This is a genomic window from Prescottella equi (assembly GCF_020171745.1).
Taxonomy (GTDB): domain Bacteria; phylum Actinomycetota; class Actinomycetes; order Mycobacteriales; family Mycobacteriaceae; genus Prescottella; species Prescottella equi_A.
In genome coordinates, this window is record NZ_JAIVAH010000002.1 from 63852 (window position 1) to 77107 (window position 13256).

The following is a 13256-nucleotide window of genomic DNA, read 5'->3' on the forward strand; positions in this document are numbered from 1 at the left end:
TCCGGGCACCCGTCGGGGGCGCCCGGACCGCCCTCCATCTCGAAAGGACCGCCATGCTCTCTCTCGGAATCATCGGTTGGATCATCATCGGCGGTCTCGCCGGCTGGATCGGCAGCAAGATCATGAAGACCGACGAACAGATGGGCATCATCCTCAACGTCGTCGTCGGCATCGTCGGCGGTCTCATCGGCGGCTTCATTCTCAGCGCTTTCCTCGACGTCGAGGGCGGCGGGCTGATCTTCAGCTTCCTCACGTGCCTGTTCGGCGCGATCATCTTGCTGTTCCTGGTCAAGCTGGTCACCGGTCGACGCTGACGCCGCGATCGCAGAGGGCCCGGTCACCATCGGTGACCGGGCCCTCCTCCGTCCTCTGTCACAGCGCGAGCAGTTCGGCCTTGCGCGCGTCGCTCGCGAACGACGCCTCGATGGAGTTGCGGGCCAGTGTCTCCACCTCGGCATCGGTCAGCCCGATGCCGCTGCGCAGTTGCGCGAAGTTCTCCCCGACGTCCCCACCGAAGTAGGCGGGGTCGTCGGAGTTCACGGTGACACGCAGACCCGCCTGCAGCATCGTCCGGAGCGGGTGGTCCGCGATCGAATCCACTACGCGCAGGCGGACGTTCGAGAGCGGGCACACCGTCAGCGGGATCTCCTCGTCCACCAGGCGCGTCACGAGCGCCGGATCCTCGAGGCACCGCACGCCGTGGTCGATCCGCTCGGCACCGAGCAGGTCGAGCGCCTGCCAGATGTACTCGGGCGGACCCTCCTCGCCGGCGTGCGCCACCACGTGCAGCCCCTCGGCCCGGGCCCGAGCGAACACGTCCTCGAACAGCGTCGGCGGATAGCCGACCTCCGCCGAGTCCAGCCCGACACCCAGCAGGGGCGCCCGCAGACGGAGCAGTTCACCGAGCACCTCCTCGGCGTCGTGCACCGGCTGGTCGCGGAGGAACGCCGCGAGCAGACCGCTGCTCACCCCGAACTCGCGCTCGCTCGCATCGAGCGCGTCGAGGATTCCGTCGAGCACCTCCTGCAGCGGGACGCCGCGGGTGATGTGGGCCTGTGGATCGAAGAAGATCTCCACGTGCCGCACCCCCGCCGCCGCGGCGCGGCGCAGGTAGTCGCGGGTGAGGTCGGCGAAGTCCTCCGCGGTCCGCAGCACTGCCATGTTGGCGTAGTACAGATCGAGGAACGACTGCAGATCGGTGAACTCGTAGCGCGACTCGAGGTCGGCGAGCCCGCTGTACGGAAGATGCATGCGATTGCGCTCGGCCAGCGCGAAGATCAACTCCGGCCCCAGCGCACCCTCGATGTGCATGTGCAACTCCGCGAACGGTGTCGCGGCCATGATCGTCAGCGCCCCTTCCACACCGGTGCGCGCTTCTCCGCGAAGGCGGTGGCGCCCTCGCGCGCGTCCTCGGAACCGAAGACCGGCCCGATCACCTCGAACTGCCGGGCGAAGGCCTCGTCGGCCGCCCACTCCCCCGACCGGACGAGTACCTCCTTGGTCTTCGCGACCGCGAGCGGCCCGTTGGCCGTGATCCGGTCCGCCAGCGCGAGGGCGCCGGCCAGCGCACCGCCGGGTTCGGTCAGCGTGTTGACGAACCCGTACGCGGCGGCCTCCTCGGCGGTGAACGGGTCGCCGGTGAGCGCGTACTCCATCGCCTTCTGGTACGGAATTCGCTGGGGCAGACGCAACAACCCGCCCGCGCCCGCGGCCAGCCCGCGCTTGACCTCGGGGATACCGAAGCGGGCCTCCCGCGACGCCACCACCAGATCGGTCGCGAGTACCAGTTCGGTGCCGCCCGCGAGCGCGTAGCCCTCGACGGCGGAGATGATGGGTTTACGTGGCGGCGCCTCGGTGAAACCGAGCCCCTTGCCCGGCACCACTACGCTCTCACCCGCTACGAACGCCTTGAGATCCATACCGGCGCAGAAGTTTCCGCCCGCACCGGTGAGAATCGCCAGCGACAGGCCGTCGTCCTCGTCCAATTCGTCGACGGCCGCCGCCAGACCCCGGCTGACCGCTCCGTTGATCGCGTTGCGGGCCTCCGCGCGGTTGATCGTGATGACCAGCACCCGATCTCGGCGCTCGAGCAGAACCTCATCCGACATCGATGTTTCCCTTCTTCGTGGTACACGAACCTTCCAGCCACGAGCGCACCGACCGGCGATCGACACGTCCCGTCGATCCTCGCGGCAGGTGCTGCACGCTCGCGCACAGCCGCGGCGGCAGACGGTGCCCTAGCGGCCGGTCGAGGTATTCGCGGACCGCATCGAGGTCGAGGGCGATGCCCGTCGCCGGCACCAGCGCGACCCCGAGATCGGGCCCCCGCGGCGTCGATACACCTACCACGACGGCCTCCTCGACGCCCGGGAAGTCGAGCAGCACGTCCTCGATCTCGCGGCTGTAGACCACACCGCGCGGGATCTCGACGGCGTCCGCCGCGCGGCCGACGAACCGCACGTCACCGGCGCGGCCGATCCGCACGACGTCGCCCGTGTGCAGCCACCCACCCGCGATCGTGCGCGCGGTCGCCGCGGGGTCACCCCAGTACCCGCGCATCACGCTCGGCCCCCGGCACCACAGCTCGCCCACGCCTGCCTCGGGCGCCGAGACCGCGAACTCCATTCCCCCGTGCGGTGATTCGGGGCGATCGCAGCCCGAACCCATCCGCAGGACGAGGCCCGCACCACCGGTCTCCGTCATTCCCCACCCAGAGACGACGTCGGCGGCGGGAAACCGCTCACGCAACCGGTGCAGCGTGGACGCCGACAACAGTTCGTCGTCGAGGGCGAGGAACCGGAGCGCCGCGAGCTGCCCGGCGGTCGCGCGCACCACCTGCCGGCACAGCGGTGCGGGTGCCGAAAGCCGTTCGACTCCTTCGGCATCGAGGGTCCGCAGCAGACCGTCGGCATCGAACTCGGGCGCCAGCACGACCGTCCCGCCCGACACCAGCGTCGGGAGCAACTGCGCCACGCACGCCGCCGCGGAACTCAACGGCAACGCCACCGCATGCCGGGCACCGTCCGCCGCGCCGCCCCACGACCCGATCACCGCCGCTACGGTGGACAGGACGTTCTCGTGGCTCAGTTCGACGCCCTTGGGTGTCCCGGTCGTCCCGCCGGTGTAGAACAGCAGGGCCGAATCGCCGGGCGCCGCGCCGTCGTCGATGAACGGGGTTCCGCTCGGGAGTTCGCCGTCGAGCACCAGGAGGCTGCCGCTGTCCTCGAGAATGTGCCGGAGCTGCCCACCGTCGTGGCCGGGGTGCACCGGCACGGGCACACCTCCGGCGAGCAGCACTCCCAGGAACGCCTGCACCCACCGTGCCCCGTTCGGCATCCGGATCGCGACCCGGTCACCGATGCCGACACCCTGCTCGAGCAGACCGCCCGCGACCCGGGACGCCGACGTCCACAACTGCGTGTAACTGAGCCGCGGCCCGCCGCCGACCTCGACGACTGCCTCGCGGCCCGCGAACCGGTGCGCGGAGATGTCGAGCAGCTCGGTGAGGCACGGCGTGAGTCCCGTGTAGTGCAGCAGCCCGTCGGCGCGGCGCACCATGCGGTCGCCGAGCGCCGGGTCCGCCGCGGTCGGGTACTCGAGCAGCGACGCCATAGTCACCTCCACCGAGTCGGGTTGGCCCCGACTATATGACCCCCGTCACAGAAGTGCCGCGCGAACCACGCGGTCGGCGATCCGTCACCGCCCGGTGTACGTCGCGTGCCCGGGCCCGACGTCGAGGAAGCTACGCACCGCGCGCCGCAGATCGTCGGTGCCGAACAGTTCGCCCGACACCTCCGGGGTGACCGAGTCGGCGTGCGTGATGCCGCCCGACCGCCAGGCCGCGACGATTTGCTTGGTCGCGGCGTGCGCGCGGGTGGGGCCGTCGGCGAGCCGCGCGACCAGGGCCCGCGCCTCGGCGTCGACGTCCTCGTGGACGTAGTTGACGACGCCCCACGAGTGCAGGCTCGCCGCGTCGTACAGGTCGGCGGTCATCACCAGTTCGCGAGCCCGCCCCGACCCCGCCCGCTCCGCGAGTCGTTGCGGGCCGCCCATCGACGGGGTGAGGGCGACGACGGTCTCCACCAACCCGAACCTTGCCTTCGGCGAGGCGACGACGATGTCGCACGCCAGCGCGATCTCGAACGCCGCGGTGAGGGTGAGCCCGTGCGCCGCGAACACCACCGGGCACGGCAGCGCCTCGAGCGGGTGGCAGATCCGCGCGAACAGCGACTCCCACAGTTCCGCGCCCTGGTCCGGCGTCAGCCCGTCGAACACGTGGACGTCGACGCCGCCGGAGACCACCTTCCCCTCGGCACGCAGCAACACCGCCCGCGGCGGGTGCGCCGTGAGTTCGGCGATGTCGTCGACGACAGCGTCGAACATGGCCTGGTCGAAGAGATTCAGCGGTCCGTGATCGAGGGTGAGGACGGCGATCTCGGCGCCGGCGGCAGTGGTGATGCGTTCGAGGCGGGTGGGGCGGGAACCGGCCTGCTCGGATGACTCGGTCATCGCCCCAGCGTCGCACAAGCCGTCAGACTGCGGCACCCGTCGGCGACCGCAGGACGCTGCCCATCGCCCGGCCGAAGCCGTCCGGGTCACCGATCAACCAACCGTGACAGCCGGCGACGCGGTGCACCCGCGGCTCACGCAGCGCGGTGCGCAGGGACTCGAAACTCGCGCGGGGAATGAAGGTGTCGCCACTGCTCCACACCATCGTGGTGGGCAGGCCGCGATCGACGATCTGCGCGGCCTCGGTTTGCAGATCCGCGGACCGTGCCAGTTCCCCGATCCGCCACAGCGCGGCCGGATCCCGCACCGCGTTGCGCAGGCTCTCCCCCGCGATGGACGCGATCGCCGACGCCGGGGTCCCGGTCAGGACGGCGTCGGCGATCGCGGACGCTCCCCACCGCCACAGCGGCCGGTGCCGGATCTCGCGGACGGTGCCGCTCGGGGACCACGCACCGCCACCGACCGAGTTGACGAGCACCAGCTCCGACACCCGGTCGCCGAGGGTATGGGCGGACGCCAGCGCCACGCCGCCGCCGAACGAATGACCGACCACCGGGACCGGTTCGTCGATCCCGACCGCGTCGAGGAAGCGCGCGACCCAGTCCGCGTAGCCGGTGAAACCGTGGTCGGACGCCGGCAGAGCGCCGGTACCGCCGAAGCCCGGCAGCGCGGGCGCGTACACCCGCACCCCGGTGGCCGCCAGGCGCTCCAGGGCGCCCGCATAGGTGCGCGGCGCCAGCCCGAAACCGTGCAGGAACAGCACCGGCGCGCCCGAACCCGCGATCCCGTACGGAACGGTGCGCCCGTCGACGGGGACGTCGCGCCAACGAACTCCGCGACGAACCTCGGACACGGGTCCGGCGGACAGGTCGATCGAACGATGAACGGGCGGCTGGTGCTGCACGGCGAGTACCCCGACTTCCGGTATGCGTTGCATCACACGCTGCCGGGAACCCGGAAATCCCGGGACGGTCGATCTACCCGTTTCGGCTACCTGTTTTACGCTCAGGCAGGGTTCTGCTCCGCCACCCACGCCGCGATCTGGGTCCGTGATCCGAAGCCCAGCTTGGCGAGCACGCGCTCGACGTGCCCCTCCGCGGTCCGCTGCGAGATCACCAGGGTCTCGGCGATCTCTCGGTTCGTCATGCCCTTCGCCACGAGATCGGCAACCTGCTGCTCGCGCCGCGTGAGGGCCGGCGACTCCTCCGCCGGCACCACGATCCGCATCGGTGCCGTCGGCGCATCCATCTCTCGCCGGGTGAGACCGGAGGCGTCGCCCCGACCGAGCGCGTAGTCGACGGCATCGGTGAACTCGAGCGCCGCGCCGCGCGCGAGCGCGCCCTCGAAGGCACGGTCACCGAGGAGGCCGCGGCACTGTCGGCGGCACTCTTCGTGGAACCTCGACATGGTCGGTGTCAGCACGGCCGGCACCCCCATCGTCTGCCGGAGTGACTCCGCGGCACCCGAGAGGACTGTGGCCCGCTCACCGTCGCGCGCGTCGGCCGCCGCCCACGCCAGCGACTCGATGCAACCCGCGCCCGCGAAGCGGTCGTCGACCTGGACGGCGAGGCCCAAAGCTTCCGCGAGCCGTGCGCTCGAACGTTCGTGATCGCCCTGCCGCCACAGCGTCAACCCCAGCAGAAACATCGCCCGCGCTCGGTATTCCACCTCGCCACGCGCCCGCGTGATCGCGAGCACCTCCTCGTGGCATGCCACGGCGAGGCCGACATCGCTGTCCATTCCCGCCGCGAGCCCGAGCGCCTGCAACGCCCAGATCAGACGATGCGGATCGGGCAGGCTGCGGAGCTGCGGGACGGCCTGCTCGAACAGTCCGATCGCCTCCGCCAACTCGCCGCGGTACAGCGCCTGGCGGCCGCGGGCGTGCGCGACCAGGGCGTCGACGACCGGGTCGCCGACCTGTGCCGCGAGGTGACCGGCCTCGTCGACCAGTTCGGCGCCCGCCGTGAAGTCCTCCTGCATGCCCGCAAACTGGCTGGCCAGGCACAGTGCCGAGATCCGCGCGCGCCCCGGTCCGGAGTCCGACGCTGCGAGCGCCCTCGCGAACCAGAGCCGTCCCTCGCCGATCATCCCTCGACACAAACAGAACGGGTACAGCGCGTTCACCGTCCGAATCGCGCGCTCGCCCTCGCCGGGCTCGGCGAGGCTGAATTCGAGCGCGTCGCGCAGATTCCCCCACTCACGGGTGAGCCGGGCGATCGTCTCCGGCTGCCGGGGACCGATCCAGTGGGCTTCGGCGTGCTCGGCGAGCCCGAGGTACCAGTCCCGGTGCCGGGACCGGAACTGCCTGCATTCGCCCGCCTCGGCGAGCCGCTCCTGCCCGTAGTCCCGGAGCGTCTCGAGCATTCCGTAGCGCACGCTCGTCGACGTCTTCTCGACAGTGAGGATCGATTTGTCGACCAACGAGGCGACCAGGTCGAGCATGCCGCTCGCCCCCGGCTCGTCTGCGCAGATCCCCTCGACGGCGTCGAGTTCGAATCCGCCCGAGAACACCGCCAGCCGACTCCACAGTCGCTGTTCCTCCTGCGTGCACAGCTCGTAGCTCCAGTCGACGCTGAGCCGAAGGGTCTGCAGCCGGGTGGGTGCCACCCTGCTGCCCGCGGTGAGAATGCGGTACCGGTCCGTCAAGCGGTCGAGGATCTGCTCGAGCGAGAGTGCCCGCAGCCGGGCCGCCGCCAACTCGATCGGGAGCGGCAGCCCGTCGAGACGGTGGCAGATCCGCGCCACCGTCTCCCGATTGTCCTCGGTGACCGCGAAATCCGGGACGGCCGCACGGGCACGTTCCTCGAACATGGTCACCGACTCGTACCGCGGCAGCGCCTCGAGACTCGGCGGCTGGTCGGGGTCCGGAACCGGCAGCGGGGGAACCCGCAGGACGGCCTCGCCGCCGACGCCGAGCGACTCCCTGCTCGTCGCCATGATCCGAACCCTCGGACATTCCCGCAGCAGCTCGTCGACGAGCTTCGCGGCCGCGTCCAGAAGGTGCTCGCAGTTGTCGAGGACCAGGAGCACGTTCCGTCCGGCCAGGTGGTCGATCAGCAGGTGCGCCGGAGACTGGGCCGCCTGGTCGTGCAGCCCGAATACCGCCGCGACGGTGTCCGGCACCAGGCCCGGATCGTGCAGGTCCGCGAGTTCGACGAACCACACGCCGTCCGGGAAGTCCCGTCGCACGTCCTCCGCCACCCGCAGCGCGAGGCGGGTCTTGCCGACCCCACCGATCCCGATGAGCGTCACGAGCCGGGACTCGGCGAGCAACCGCTTGGCGCCGGTGACTTCGCGTCGCCGACCGACGAACGTCGTCAACGTGGAGGGCAGGTTTCCCAGTCTCTTGTTACCTGCGGTGGGCGACATGAGCACTCACGCTCCCTCGATCCGCTTGCTGATTCGACGGTACGCCGATCGACGCCGGATCAGCGTGCCCCGGGCACGCACTACCGTTGACCGCGTGGACGGCCATCAGATCGACATCATCCGGCTGGCGTGGGCACGGGAACTGGGCCTTCCCGACCGCGCTCTCAGCGACCCCGGCACCCGTCATGTGAGGGTCGACGAGACGACCGACCGGATCCGATTCGTGACGATCTCCGGCGCGAGCGCCCTCGTCGGCCCGGGCTGGGCAGTGGAACGGTCACAGCTGCACGACGACGACGAGCTGGTCCACGGGGGCGCGCTGCTCGCGCTCGCGAAGGACCATGCCGGGCGCTGTTCGGGCCCGGTGGAACTGGGCTGGGCGGCCGACTTCGGCAAGAGCATCGCGGTCGAGGAACCACTCGTCTCCCACGAACGCGAACACGTCGTCGCGCTCCAGGCTCTGTGCCCACCCGACGACGTCGCCGAGGCCGACCTCACCGGCAGGTCCACGTGGTACACGATCGTCGACGACGATCACCGGCCCCTCGCGTCCGCCGGCTACGTCGAATGGCAGGGCATCGTCGCCGACATGGGCGCGCTGACCGCACCGTTCGCGCGACGCCGGGGCCTGGGTGTGACGGCGGCGCAGCTGGCCACCAACGACGCCCTCGACGCCGGTCTGATCCCGCAGTGGCGCGCCCATCGGGACAACGTCGCGTCGCGCCGGCTGGCCGCCCGGCTGGGCTACGAGGAACTCGGAACCCACCTGTCGATCGCGGTGACGCCCAGTACCGTGTGAGAAGGATCGACACACGGAGCTGATGTGCGATGAGCAACGACGGCGGCGACCACACCGACCAGACGTCCGAGATGGGCGCCGATTTCGTGGAGCCCGGCAAGGAATTCACCCGCGACACCCGCTACATCACCACCCGGATCACCGCCGACGGCCGGGACGGGTATCCGGTGGAGCCCGGGCGGTACCGGCTGATCGTCGCGCGGGCGTGCCCGTGGGCCAACCGGGCGATCATCGTCCGGCGACTGCTGGGGCTGGAAGGCGTTCTGTCGATGGGCATCTGCGGTCCCACGCACGACGAACGCAGCTGGACGTTCGACCTCGATCCGGGCGGCGTCGATCCGGTGCTGCGGATCCCTCGACTGCAGGACGCCTACTTCGCCCGCTTCCCCGACTACCCGCGCGGCATCACCGTGCCGGCGATGGTGGAGATCGCCACCGGACAGGTGGTCACCAACGACTTCGCCCAGATCACGCTCGACCTGTCGACCGAGTGGAAGGAGTTCCACCGCGAGGGCGCCCCCGATCTGTATCCGGAGGACCTGCGCGCCGAGATCGACGAGGTCGCGGATCTGGTGTTCCACGACGTCAACAACGGCGTGTACCGCTGCGGTTTCGCCGGATCACAGGACGCCTACGACGCCGCCTACGACCGACTGTTCGACCGGCTCGACTGGCTGACCGAGCGCCTGTCGACGCAGCGCTTCCTGGTGGGCGACACCATCACCGAGGCCGACGTCCGGCTGTTTACGACACTCGCGCGCTTCGACGCGGTGTACCACGGTCATTTCAAGTGCAATCGCAGCAAGCTCTCGGAGATGCCGGTGCTGTGGAACTACGCGCGAGATCTGTTCCAGACGCCCGGATTCGGGGACACCATCGACTTCACCCAGATCAAGCAGCACTACTACGTCGTCCATCGCGACATCAATCCGACGCAGATCGTGCCGAAGGGCCCGGACCTGTCGCACTGGCTCGAACCCCACGGCAGGGAGTCGCTCGGCGGGCGCCCCTTCGGCAGCGGCACCGCACCGCACCCACCGCATCCGGAAGAGGTTGTGCCGCTGTCACATTGGGCTACCGCGCAGCGCGACTGACGCGGGTCACTCGCCGGTGTAGGTGCCGAAACTCCAGTACACGCCCTCCGGGTCGCGGCACGTGAATCCGCGCGAACCGTAGTCCTCGTCGCGCAGGCCGTCGACGACGGCGGCACCGGCGTCCACCGCCCGCAGGTAGAGCCCGTCCGGGTCGTCCGTCACCAGGTACACCGCACCGACACCCGTGGGCAGATCGGTGAGCACGGAATCCTCCCGCGGCGAGCCGAGCATCACACCGCCGCCACCCGGCCACGCCAGTTCGGCGTGATCGACCCGGTCGCCCTCGCCGTACACCGCCTTCTCCTCGAAACCGAACGCCTCGACGAGGAACACGATCGCCGCGCGGGCGTCCGCATACCGCAGAGCGGGCCAGACCCGTGTCGCGTCGGCCATGTCGACCACCTGCTTTCCGCTCGGCTTCACGGACCGGTCCAGCCTATCCGCGGGCCCGGCCCCTCGGCCGGGGAATTCGGCGGTCGCCTCGCCCGTTTCCATATAGTCGGTGACAAGTAACCGGACCGCCGACACCGGACACCGAGGTGAGGACCGACGATGCCCCAGAAGCAGAGCCGAGTGGAGTCGACGATCGTCTCCGTCCTGGACAACGCCAGCCGACTGCAGGCCCCCGCGGTTGCGAAGTACGTCGAACGCGTGCGCCGAGCCCACCCCGACGAGACGCCCGCCCAGATAGTCGAGCGCATGGAGAAGATGTTCCTCACCGCCGTCACCGGTAGCGGCAGCGCGGTCGGGGCGGCCGCCGCGGTACCCGCGGTGGGGACGGTCGCGTCGATCGCCGCGGTGGGCGCCGAGACCGCGTTCTTCATCGAGGCGTCCGCTCTGCTGACCCTCGCGATCGCGTCCGTGCACGGCATCTCCCCCGTCGACCACCAGCAGCGCCGCGCGCTCGTCCTGGCTGTGGCGCTGGGTGAGTCGGGGATGGAGATCGTCGAGCGGGCAACCGGGATCACCGCAACCAACTGGGCGAAGCTCGTGACCGGCCGCATCCCGAGCGGGACGATGAAGGCGATGAACAGTTCCCTGGTCCGCAAGTTCGTGACCAAGTACGCCGCCAAGCGCAGCGCGCTGATCCTCGGCAAGCTTCTGCCGGCCGGCGTCGGCGCGGTCATCGGCGGCGCCGGAAACCGCGCGATCGGCCGCGGCGTGATCGACAATGCACGGGAGGCGTTCGGCCCCGCCCCCGCGCTGTGGCACGACCGAACCGATCTGCGCGGCGCCGCCCGGCTGCACGTGGTCGAACCGTTCGACAGCGAGACCCACATCATCCGGCGCTGAGGCCGAGGGCCGGACCCGAGGAAAGGACGGGCGCCGTGCTCCCCCAGAATCCTGGCCCACCCCATGTCCTGGCCACCGGCGGCGGGGACCGCACCGTGGTGCTCGTCCACGGCTACTCCGATCACGGCGGCACGTGGCAGAAGGTGATCCCGACGCTCGCCGAGCGATACCGGGTCCTGGCGGTGGATCTGCCCGGTTTCGGGCGCAGCGCCGGCTACTGGCGCGAACCGCTCATCGACGGCTACATCGAAGCCCTCGCCGATCTCGTCGCCGACGCACCGGAGCGGGTCAGCGTGATCGGCAACTCGCTCGGGTCCGTGACGGCGCTGGCGTTCGCCTCCCGGCGTCCGGACCTCGTCGCCAACGTCGTGCTGTCGGACATGCCCGGTGTCACCGGGATCCCGCGATCGTGGACGCGTGGCACGCAGCTGCGGCTCGACCGGATCACCCGGCTACTCACCGCGCCACTGCCCGACCGCTACCTGCAGCAGATGATGGGCGCCGTCTACGCGGGCCTGGCGCTGCACCATCCCCTCCGAGCTGACGCCGCCGTCCGGGCCGGGTACATCGAGCACTACGCGACGCGGGAGCAGGTGGCGAACCTGCTCGCGATCGGCACCGTCGTCATCCGCGAGATCGCGCAACTCCCGATCCCCCGGATGCTCGACGAGCTGACCGTGCCGGCGCTGCTGCTCTGGGGCGAGAACGACCTGCTCACCCCCGCCCGGGCGGCCCGCCGGGTGGAGGTCACCGCCGACCGCACCGTCGCCGTCATCCCGAGTTGCGGGCATTGTCCGCAGTTGGACTGCCCCAGCGAGTTTCTCGCCGAGGTGCTGCCCTTTCTTGCCAAGTGACCCACCGTCCCGGTCGGTACAGTTGAACCATGCCCGGCCAGCTTCGAGTGACGTTCGCTCGACTGATGGCCCTGTGCGCGCTGACCCTCGGGGTGCTCGCGATGCACCACGTGACCACGGGGACGCTCGCGGAGCCGGCATCGACGAGCCACCACGGTCCGGGACATCCCGGCAGCCCCGCACCGTCGCCACCCGACGATTCCGGCCACGCGCCCGATCACGGCGCCTTCCATCTGTGCATCGCCGTGCTGGTAGCGGCCACCCTCACACTCGCGATCTGGCTGTTGTTGCGGACCGCTAGCGCCCAACGCGTTCGGCCCCGCCGCGCCACGGGCCCCGGTGGCCGCGCCGGACGCGGACCGCCTTTCGCGCCCACCACGTCGGCGTTCCTGTCGTCTCTGTGCATCCTGCGGGTGTGACAGGGCCACTGCGGCACGGCTTTCCGGCCGTCCCGGCCGCAGTCCGGACCCCGATCACCGAATACGTGAGGAACGAACGAATCATGAACACCAAGCGCATACTCGTCGCCGCCGGATCCGCTGCGGCGGTCGTCGCCCTCGTCGCCGGATGCACCAGCGACGACTCGAACGACACCGCGACCACCAGTGCCGCCACGAGCGCCTCGGCCACCGCGTCCGGCACCGCGGAACAGGGCGGCCCGCACAACCAGGCGGACGTCGAGTACGTCCAGATGATGATCCCGCACCACGAGCAGGCCGTCGAAATGGCCGAGCTCGTCCCGAGCCGCAGCGGGAACCCCGACATCGTCGCCTTGGCCGATCAGATCGAGAAGGCCCAGGGCCCCGAGATCGAACAGATGGAGGGCTGGCTGCAGGCGTGGGGTGTGCCGGAACCGAGCAAGGCCGAGCAGTCGCCCGGTGTCACCACCGGATCCGACCACGACGGCATGGACCACGACGGCATGGACCACGGAACCTCCGTTCCGATGACTCCCGGCGCGACCACGTCGTCCATGCCCGGCATGGAGGGCGGCGGCCACGGCATGATGACCGCCGACCAGATGCAGGCGCTGGAAAGCGCGAAGGGCGCCGAGTTCGACAAGATGTGGCTCGAGCTGATGATCGCGCACCATCAGGGCGCCGTCGCCAGTTCCGAGCAGATCCTGCAGACCGGTGAGAGCGAGCAGGTGCGTCAGCTGGCGCAGCAGATCGTGGCAAGCCAGCAGGCCGAGATCGCACAGATGGAAGCCCTGCTGAACAAGTAGGTCCGCGCCGCCCGGACCGTGGGGGCCCGGTCTCGTCGACCGAGGCCGGGCACTCACGGTCCGGACCGGTCGGTACCCTCGTCGGGATTCGATCGACTTCGATCGACACGAGG

General features: G+C 70.3%; 14 protein-coding genes. 7 read left to right on the forward strand and 7 right to left on the reverse strand.

Features of this window, described 5'->3' with window-relative positions; all coding sequences use genetic code 11:
- Nucleotides 1-53: 53 nt before the first annotated feature.
- Complete coding sequence (locus LCL87_RS00295; RefSeq protein ID WP_225015391.1) at nt 54-314, forward strand: GlsB/YeaQ/YmgE family stress response membrane protein; 261 nt, start codon at nt 54-56, stop codon at nt 312-314.
- A gap of 58 nt (nt 315-372) precedes the next feature.
- On the opposite strand, the gene LCL87_RS00300 is transcribed toward LCL87_RS00295, so the two are convergent.
- The 6 genes from LCL87_RS00300 to LCL87_RS00325 form a co-directional block, all read right to left on the reverse strand.
- Nucleotides 373-1341, reverse strand: a complete 969-nt coding sequence (locus tag LCL87_RS00300; protein WP_225015393.1) for an adenosine deaminase — start codon at nt 1339-1341, stop codon at nt 373-375.
- A 5-nt stretch (nt 1342-1346) separates the two neighbouring features.
- Nucleotides 1347-2108, reverse strand: a complete 762-nt coding sequence (locus LCL87_RS00305) for a crotonase/enoyl-CoA hydratase family protein (protein ID WP_225015395.1) — start codon at nt 2106-2108, stop codon at nt 1347-1349.
- Nucleotides 2098-3612 carry a class I adenylate-forming enzyme family protein gene (locus tag LCL87_RS00310; RefSeq protein ID WP_225015397.1) on the reverse strand — a complete coding sequence of 505 codons (1515 nt, stop codon included), beginning with the start codon at nt 3610-3612 and terminating at the stop codon, nt 2098-2100. The genes LCL87_RS00305 and LCL87_RS00310 overlap by 11 nt, the downstream gene beginning before the upstream one ends.
- 84 nt (nt 3613-3696) lie before the next feature.
- Nucleotides 3697-4509, reverse strand: a complete 813-nt coding sequence (locus tag LCL87_RS00315) for an enoyl-CoA hydratase/isomerase family protein (RefSeq protein WP_225015399.1) — start codon at nt 4507-4509, stop codon at nt 3697-3699.
- 22 nt (nt 4510-4531) lie between these two features.
- A complete protein-coding gene (locus tag LCL87_RS00320; protein ID WP_225015401.1) occupies nt 4532-5362 on the reverse strand; it encodes an alpha/beta fold hydrolase in 831 nt (276 codons plus the stop codon).
- Nucleotides 5363-5514: 152 nt separating this feature from the next.
- Complete coding sequence (locus LCL87_RS00325) at nt 5515-7878, reverse strand: LuxR C-terminal-related transcriptional regulator (protein WP_225015403.1); 2364 nt, start codon at nt 7876-7878, stop codon at nt 5515-5517.
- Nucleotides 7879-7972: 94 nt separating this feature from the next.
- On the opposite strand from LCL87_RS00325, the gene LCL87_RS00330 reads away from it, so the two are divergent.
- Nucleotides 7973-8677: a GNAT family N-acetyltransferase gene (locus LCL87_RS00330; RefSeq protein WP_225015404.1), complete on the forward strand. Its 705-nt coding sequence runs from the start codon at nt 7973-7975 to the stop codon at nt 8675-8677.
- Nucleotides 8678-8748: 71 nt separating this feature from the next.
- The gene (locus tag LCL87_RS00335; RefSeq protein WP_225015568.1) at nt 8749-9771 is read left to right on the forward strand and encodes a glutathione S-transferase C-terminal domain-containing protein; all 1023 of its coding nucleotides are present in this window, start codon (nt 8749-8751) and stop codon (nt 9769-9771) included.
- A 6-nt stretch (nt 9772-9777) separates the two neighbouring features.
- On the opposite strand, the gene LCL87_RS00340 is transcribed toward LCL87_RS00335, so the two are convergent.
- Nucleotides 9778-10164, reverse strand: coding sequence for a VOC family protein (locus LCL87_RS00340; RefSeq protein ID WP_225015570.1), 387 nt, complete (start codon nt 10162-10164; stop codon nt 9778-9780).
- A gap of 159 nt (nt 10165-10323) precedes the next feature.
- Here LCL87_RS00340 and LCL87_RS00345 point away from each other — a divergent pair, with 159 nt between their 5' ends.
- The 4 genes from LCL87_RS00345 (at nt 10324) to LCL87_RS00360 (ending at nt 13143) form a co-directional block, all read left to right on the forward strand.
- Nucleotides 10324-11064, forward strand: a complete 741-nt coding sequence (locus LCL87_RS00345; RefSeq protein ID WP_225015406.1) for a hypothetical protein — start codon at nt 10324-10326, stop codon at nt 11062-11064.
- A 35-nt stretch (nt 11065-11099) separates the two neighbouring features.
- Nucleotides 11100-11918, forward strand: a complete 819-nt coding sequence (locus LCL87_RS00350; protein ID WP_225015408.1) for an alpha/beta fold hydrolase — start codon at nt 11100-11102, stop codon at nt 11916-11918.
- Between the two features lie 29 nt (nt 11919-11947).
- The gene (locus LCL87_RS00355; protein WP_225015409.1) at nt 11948-12337 is read left to right on the forward strand and encodes a DUF6153 family protein; all 390 of its coding nucleotides are present in this window, start codon (nt 11948-11950) and stop codon (nt 12335-12337) included.
- 83 nt (nt 12338-12420) lie between these two features.
- Entirely contained in the window at nt 12421-13143 is a 723-nt protein-coding gene (locus tag LCL87_RS00360; RefSeq protein WP_225015411.1) for a DUF305 domain-containing protein, read from the forward strand.
- Nucleotides 13144-13256: the final 113 nt, after the last annotated feature.